Below are 7,298 nucleotides of genomic sequence, written 5' to 3'. Positions count from 1 at the left end.
GATGAAATCTCGCAACGGGCCGCACAAGGCTCCCTTTATAGGGGAGCTGGCCGCCAAAGGCGGTCTGAGAGGTTAAAAGTCGCCCCCTACGAATGCCCCGATTGGGGTTATTTTTGCGGTCTGCGACCAGCAAACTGCGTTTATTTCATGAGTCTGTCGCGGCGAAGCCGCATCTGAATCCGAGGAAAAGCGGACAAAAAAGGGGACCACGCACGAAGTTTTCTACCATCGTGCGTGGTCCCTTTCTTTATAGTATAGTTTTAACAAATCTGTGACTTTATTATAGCATATAAAACGACAAAATAAAGCGTTATAAAGCCATTCTCAAGCCATCAATCGATTACTTATCCCTCTTATTTATTTACAATATTAATACATTTTAAATATAATTAATTACAAAAATATGAATATAATAAAACAAAAAAATTATTGCATTTTTTGTAGCCTTTGTCGCGGCGAAGCCGCATCTGAGACAAAAAACCAGCCACAGTGTGATTTCTCACGCTGTGGCTGGTTTCTTTTGGCTATGTCAGTGCATCAGCACTATCTTTTATCCATTCAGGCGGGCCAGGATTTCCTGGATCTGTTTCTTCATTTCCTGGTTTTCTTTTTCCAGGGCATCGATCCGTTTATCCTTAGCTGCATCGTTGGCTTTGATAGTCGAGATTTCTGCAGCCTGGTCATGGATGGTCTGTGCCATTTCGGCCTTGCTGACGCCGTTGTATGTGGAGCCTTTGCCAATCTTGAAGGAGACGCCGGCATTGAAGCCCGGGTCGCCGTTGCCAAGGGAAATGCCCATGTTGACCATGGTGTTGGCGTTCGGCTGGTAGAAGGCGCCGACAGCAGCTGCGTTGGCGTTATGGTAATGTCCATAGCCTACGGCGAAGCTTGCTTTATCAGCCGGGTCGAAATCAAGCGGATGGAGGGCTGCCAAAGCATTGCTGCCGGCTGCGGCTCTGTTGATGTTCGTATCCAAACGGCTGTACGCGTTGTTCATGTCGCGGTAAATCTGCTGCGTATTGGCAGCCGTGAGACCGTTAACGTAGCCGACATTAGCTGCGCTGTTCGGGTCGCCGGTATCGGTTACAACACCGGTGATGACGCGGCCTTTGCCATCCTTGCCATTGACATCGATCTTCGTGGCCGTGCTATTGCCACCAATCTGGATGGTGTCGTCCTTGTCGTTCGTGTGGATGAGGTCACTGGTGGTCTTGAGGCCTGTGTCCAAAGCGGACAGGTTTTGACCGACTGTGTTGCTCCCCTTGATGTAAGAGCCATCCTTGTCGACATGGACTTCTTTGTAAAGCGTGTCACCGGAAATCAAGCCCCTGTCGTCAGAAGCGACCTTGCCATTGCCTTCGACATTGACCGCGTAGGTCTTTGCACCGTCTTTGTCGCTGCCAGGTGTTACAGTTGTATTTGTACCAGCGATAACTTTGACCGAGCCTTTGGCCAACTCACGGATAACTTCCTTACCTTTGTCAGTAAAGCCTTCACCATTTTCAATCTTAGTAATTTCCGTGGTGTTGTTCGTCACCTTTTCAGTGATGACCTTATCTGCTGCTTCACGAGCCTGCTGTTCATTGTAGAGCTGCTTGCCGTTGACAGCCTCTGTACTGCTATCGCTCAGAACACCATCCTTGACATTGGTGATGGTGGTGCCGCCTTCACCGCCCAGCGTGACTTTCGACTTGTTGGAATCATCATACTTCACGACATTCTGGTCAAGCGTACTAATTGATTTGTTAATGTTAGTGATATCATCGGCATTCTTCTTGACCTGCGTATCCAGTTTGGTCAGGTTATCCGAAATGGAAACATCTTTACCTGAATCAATGTAATTGTACTTTTTCGATTCATCCAGTTTGCCAATCTTACTATCGAGAGCCGACAGATTTTCGCCGGTGGTCATATCTTTCTTCACATAGTTGCCATCTTCCTTCGGACGGACTTCATTATAGACGGTCTTGCCGGTAACCATCCGACCATCATCAGCTTTGATTTCACCGGTACCGATAGCACTGCCCCACTTTTCAGCATTAGCTTTCTGAGCATCTGCTGAAGCAGCGGAACCATCAGCATCTTTCAAGTTAGCACCGATGTTGGATGCATCGATGTTGGCTTTGCTGTTCAGGCCGTTAGCTCCATCCGTCAAATCCTTCTTGGCATCGTTGACCATGTTCTGGACATCACCGATATTGGCGGCGTTGCCTTTGTTCTGATCTGTAACGGTATATTTACCATTTGCATCATTTTCAATGCCACTGCCAACATTAGTGATGACTTTGTTGCCACCATCAACACCTTTGTTGGTGATACTTGGGCCGTTCGTAATTGTCAGGCCATTCCCATTCACTACTGTCGTAGAAGTCGTTGCCGATTCTCCTTCGCCAGTTGTGGTTGTATAGGTAGTGCTGTTCATGCCTGTCAAATCCTTAGACAACTGGGCTTTCAGCTTGCCACCGTCGTTATTGACACCAATGTTCTTATCCGTCAGGTTCTTGCTGTCTGCACCACCGATGATATCGAGGGTGTTGTTGAGCTTCTTGGAAATAACGGTCGTATTATCACCCTTGAATTTCAGGCCATCTTCCAGAGTAGCAACCTGGTGTTCACCAGTCTTGTCGGTGTAGACAATACGGGTCAAGCTCGTTCCATCCACACCTTTTTCACCTTTAACACCATCCTTGCCATCCGTTCCAGTTTTTCCATCATAGCCATTCTTGACCGTGATATCGATGGAAGTTCCCGGCTTGCCATCTGCACCATTCATGCCATTGGTGCCAGCAGGGCCTGTCAGGCCGATAAGGCCGACGCCGTCTTTACCGGAAATGGAGACCGCATCTTTGCCGTCCTTGCCGGAGATGCCGACTTTACCGTCCTTGCCCGGCTCGCCGATTGTGATGTCCTTGGCCAGCTTCAGATCATACGTGACCTTGCCATTTGTACCTGTAGATTCATGGAGCAGGATATTCTTGCCAGCATAGACGTCTTTATTCTCTGCATCATCCTTACCGGCTGGCGTGCCACCTTCTACGGTCAAGGCCGTATGCGAAGCACTGGCTTTATCAGCTTTTGCATTGACATCGTTGTAGACTTTCTGCAAATCGCCAAGGTTTGCTGCATTCTTCAGAACATTGCCGGTTGCTGTAGCAATCGTGGCCTTCTTACCGTCTGCATCTTTAGCACCATCGAGGGCACTCTTTACATTGGTAATTGTCGTACCTTGTTGACCCGCAAGAGTAATCTTATCCTTATTGGTATTTAAATCATACTGAACCGTGTTGTCACCCAACTTCTATCACAGCATTAGAAACTTTTGTTTCATCATCAGCGGTATCAGAGGAACCGATGATGACGTTGTTATTCTGACCCGTCAGCTTATGGTTATCACCGAAGATGATGTTAGACTGATTCTTATCTACGCTTTCGCCGCTGACCTTGTTGTTCGAACCGATGATATAGTCGTGTTTACCGTTGGACAGTTCATTCTGGAAGCCGTTGACGAAGTTGTACTGCGTCGATGTTCCTTCTGCGTAGGTGCTATCTTTACCGCTTACCGTGTTGCCGACACCGGTGACCTGGGTCATGTAGGCTTTGTCAACGGTGTTGCCGCCGCCCATGACCATGACCTGACCGCCACTTTCCTTGACAGCATCTTTCATGGTTTCGCCAAGTTTAACGGGGTCATTAACACTACCCAAAATGGCTGCAGCCTTCGTATCATCAATGGGACGATAAGAATTTGGTCGCCGATTGTGATTGTTCCGGCTCCAGCTTGTGCATTCAAGCCCAAAGTAATGGAATCAGCCCCACCTGCTCCTTTGCCACCATAGTTAGCATATTTGCTATCGTCCAACAGTCCATCCGTGCGTTCTACACCAACAAAGTTAGAACCATCAGTCTTGGTTTTATCGGCCGCTTCTGCGGTCATCGGCATAAATACCGATGCAACTGAGAACGTCCCCAGTGCCAGCAGCACAGCTGCCGTCAATGCTGTTTTATTTCTTGCCGTATGACTACCTGCCGTTTTGCAGTGACTTTTAGCCAGTTCTGAAACGACGACGTAGCAGTGTCTGGTTTTGCTATAAATAACTTTAAATATCTTATTCATGTGTTCGCGCATCCTTTGCTGATAATGATTTCACCGTATATATCATGTAAGATTTTTTCGATGCACCTTCTTTCATTATTTTGCATTTTTATGTAAATAATATGTGTATTTTGTGACATCATTATAGCATTTATTTTTCTTTTTAAAAGGCTTTATTACGCGATTTATCTGTTATTTGCAGCAGTCATTGCTCTTGTTTGTAATTATATTTTTATTCTTTATTTTGTAATTAGTTAATATATAGTATTAACATTGTAGAAACAAAATATGACACAAAAATTTTTGTAAAAAAAAGAGCATTCCATGAAATCCCTTATCAAGGGTTTCATAAAATGCTCTTTTTTTGAATAACTGCGACTTTTTTACGGCTGCGGGATATGTTGGGCCAAATCTTTGGTCATCTCTATGTGTTCAAAGTATTTATGGGTCTTCCACAGGAGCGCGCTGAAGGCGCTGAAGGTCAGACGGAACCGGAAGTGTTTGAAGCTGATAGGGCCTTCAAACATGGGGACGCGGTCCAGGTCATACGGGTCGTCCCAGGGGAAGTCGCGGCCTGTTTCTACGGTGAAAGCGTAGCGGTAGCCGGCTCCCCGCGTTTCTTCCATGACCATATCGTTATATTTGCCTTCCGGGAAGGCGATGAAGTGGCACGGTTTCCCTGTCATCTTTTCGATGATGTCTTTGGAATCCTGCAGTTCGTGACGCACGCCAGCCCGGTCAAAGCTGGTCAGGGGCTTATGGCTGATGGTGTGGGACCCGAATTCCATGCCGTCGGCGGACATTTCCTTGACCTGGTCCCAGGTCAGGTAGCCCGGCGTATTCATGAGGTTGATGATCAGGAATATGGTGCCGCGCATGTGGTATTTCTTCAGGATGGGATAGGCGTTTTCATAGTTGTCGACGTAGCCGTCATCAAAGGTGATGAGGACTGGCCGGTCGGGCAGGTCGCCTTCGCCGCGCATGTAGGCATCGAACTGTTCCAGCGTAATGGAATGGTAATCGTTGTCGTGCAGATATTTCATCTGTTCGTCAAAGTTAGCCGGCTTCATGGTCAGCACGGTGTTGAATTTATTATTGACCTGATGGTAGTTCAGGACCGGGACGCCTGTCAGGTGATAGTTCGTCGACCCGAAATACCAAAAAGCAAAGATACCGATAAGGAGGACCAGGACGGTGAGAATGACGCCGATGATCCACGAGCATATTTTCTTCAACATAAGACTTCCTTTATTTTGTTACGTTTTTCAGGGTCTTGATGAAATGGTTCTCAGTCAGCCATTTTTCATCGCCTTTTTCCAGGGCTTCTTTCAGCTCTTTGATACAGATATTTTCCATATGGATCGTTTCGATGGTCGTCGTCATGTATTTCGTTTCTTCATACATGTAATCATCCAGTTCCTGCTTGACCAGGACGTCTTTCAGTTCAAAGAGCAGGTCTTCCGATTCCTGCTGGATGGCCAGCAGTTCGGTCCAGTGGTTGTATTCTTCTTCGGTCAGGACGAACTCGCCGTACATGTCCGTGACCAGCTGTTCCTGGGAACAGAGGATCTGTTTGGCATAATCGACGCCCGTAGACCGGTCATAGACATGGAGCTCACGGTTTTCTCCATTGACACTAACGCGCATGGCGTAACACCTCCGCTTAAGTTTAATCAAAGTACATACATCCTCTATTATACAGGATTTTGAGAAGACGACAAGTGTTTTTTTGGCATAAAAAAAAGGCTGTCTCATCAAGACAGCCTTTTTTCTGTAGGGGCGCCACGTGGGGCGCCCGCTCCGGGAAAAGAGTCATCCAAATCCCTAACGGGTCGCCCACGAGCGAGCCCTACAAGTTTTGTACTATAAGCTAATTATGCTTCTACAGGGTATACGCTAACTTTGCGGTTGTATTTACCAGCGCGTTCGAAAGCAACTTTACCTGCAGCCGTTGCGAACAAGGTATCATCTTTGCCGATGCCTACGTTCGTGCCCGGATGGAAGTGCGTACCACGCTGGCGAACGATGATGTTGCCGGCTTTAACGATGACGCCGTCATGGCATTTTACACCAAGGCGTTTCGATTCGCTATCACGGCCGTTACGCGTGGAGCCTGTCCCTTTTTTATGAGCGAAAAGCTGTAAGTTGAAATTGAACATTCCGTCCACCTCCTGACGTCTATGAGTCGAGTACGACGTATTCTCCATACTGCCGTACAATTTGTTCCAAACCTGCTACCATAGTCCCTAAGATGATCTGTGAGGCTTCACAGGGCTTGGGGACCTGGACGGATAAGAAGCCATCGTTTACTTCATACGGTACGTCTTGCGAAGCATACTGTATGAGACCCAACAAGGCTGTCTGCGACAATGCCGATACGGCGGCACAGACAATATCGCTGCCGGCTTCGTCATAATCGGCATGGCCTTTTATGGTAAAACCCGTGTAGCGGTCTCTCTTATCGCGATGCATCGTAATGGTAATCATTAGCCTTCAATCTTTTCGATTGTAACTTTCGTGAACGGCTGACGATGGCCCTGACGACGACGGTAGTTGGATTTTGCTTTGTATTTGAAAACGAGGACTTTCTTTTCTTTGCCCTGAGCCAATACTTTTGCAGTTACTTTAGCGCCTTCAACAACGGGAGTACCTACTTTAACATCACCGTCGTTAACGACTGCCAATACCTGGTCGAATACTACGTTGGAATCAACATCGGCATTCAGTTTTTCGACGAAAATGTTGTCGCCTTCCTGGACACGATACTGTTTTCCACCTGTTTTAATAATAGCGTACATGAGTGACACCTCCTCATCAATATACTCGCTGAATACGGCGTCCCTTGCGGGAACTTGTGAGCCTCTCCACGCGGCTTATCCATAGCCACTTATGCTACGACTTCTATAATATACCATAAACAAGGAGTGATGTCAAGTTTTTAGTGGCTAGTGGCTAGTGGCTAGTGGTTCGTGGGGCCTGGCGGCCCCGCAGGTCGCAGGCCGCCTCGGATTCAAATGCCGCTACGCGGCAACAGATTCAGAAGAACGACATCGCCTCGAGTGACCCTCGGCTCGTAGTCCGTAAACCCTCACCATTATACCAGCATGGGCTGTGATGAAATCTCCCTAGCGGGCTCGCCACATGCGAGCCCCTACGCACAAGGCCATGGGCCGTGTATTTTTTTTGTCAGTAACCAGAGTTCTCA

Annotated in this window: 8 protein-coding genes; all 8 read right to left on the bottom strand. The window is 47.5% G+C overall.

Annotation, left to right across the window (positions count from 1 at the left end; translation table 11 throughout):
• Positions 1 to 550 precede the first annotated feature (550 nt).
• A complete protein-coding gene (locus WMO23_RS10505) occupies positions 551 to 3,295 on the bottom strand; it encodes a YadA C-terminal domain-containing protein (protein WP_020311212.1) in 2,745 nt (914 codons plus the stop codon).
• Positions 3,288 to 3,665: a hypothetical protein gene (locus WMO23_RS10500; protein ID WP_020311211.1), complete on the bottom strand. Its 378-nt coding sequence runs from the start codon at positions 3,663 to 3,665 to the stop codon at positions 3,288 to 3,290. Before WMO23_RS10500 ends, WMO23_RS10505 begins: the two co-directional genes overlap by 8 nt.
• The gene (locus WMO23_RS10495) at positions 3,662 to 4,114 is read right to left on the bottom strand and encodes an ESPR domain-containing protein (RefSeq protein ID WP_349174027.1); all 453 of its coding nucleotides are present in this window, start codon (positions 4,112 to 4,114) and stop codon (positions 3,662 to 3,664) included. Before WMO23_RS10495 ends, WMO23_RS10500 begins: the two co-directional genes overlap by 4 nt.
• Before the next feature lie 362 nt (positions 4,115 to 4,476).
• Complete coding sequence (locus WMO23_RS10490) at positions 4,477 to 5,331, bottom strand: polysaccharide deacetylase family protein (protein ID WP_020311209.1); 855 nt, start codon at positions 5,329 to 5,331, stop codon at positions 4,477 to 4,479.
• Between the two features lie 10 nt (positions 5,332 to 5,341).
• Positions 5,342 to 5,740, bottom strand: a complete 399-nt coding sequence (locus WMO23_RS10485; protein ID WP_020311208.1) for a hypothetical protein — start codon at positions 5,738 to 5,740, stop codon at positions 5,342 to 5,344.
• A gap of 227 nt (positions 5,741 to 5,967) precedes the next feature.
• Complete coding sequence (gene rpmA, locus WMO23_RS10480; RefSeq protein WP_020311207.1) at positions 5,968 to 6,252, bottom strand: 50S ribosomal protein L27; 285 nt, start codon at positions 6,250 to 6,252, stop codon at positions 5,968 to 5,970.
• A gap of 19 nt (positions 6,253 to 6,271) precedes the next feature.
• Positions 6,272 to 6,580: a ribosomal-processing cysteine protease Prp gene (locus WMO23_RS10475; RefSeq protein WP_020311206.1), complete on the bottom strand. Its 309-nt coding sequence runs from the start codon at positions 6,578 to 6,580 to the stop codon at positions 6,272 to 6,274.
• Positions 6,580 to 6,891 carry a 50S ribosomal protein L21 gene (gene rplU, locus WMO23_RS10470; RefSeq protein ID WP_020311205.1) on the bottom strand — a complete coding sequence of 104 codons (312 nt, stop codon included), beginning with the start codon at positions 6,889 to 6,891 and terminating at the stop codon, positions 6,580 to 6,582. Before rplU ends, WMO23_RS10475 begins: the two co-directional genes overlap by 1 nt.
• Positions 6,892 to 7,298: the final 407 nt, after the last annotated feature.

Source organism: Megasphaera intestinihominis (assembly GCF_040096415.1).
GTDB classification, from domain to species: Bacteria; Bacillota; Negativicutes; order Veillonellales; family Megasphaeraceae; genus Megasphaera; species Megasphaera intestinihominis.
Note: the sequence above shows the minus strand (reverse complement) of the source record. Positions and strands in the feature narration are given on the sequence as shown.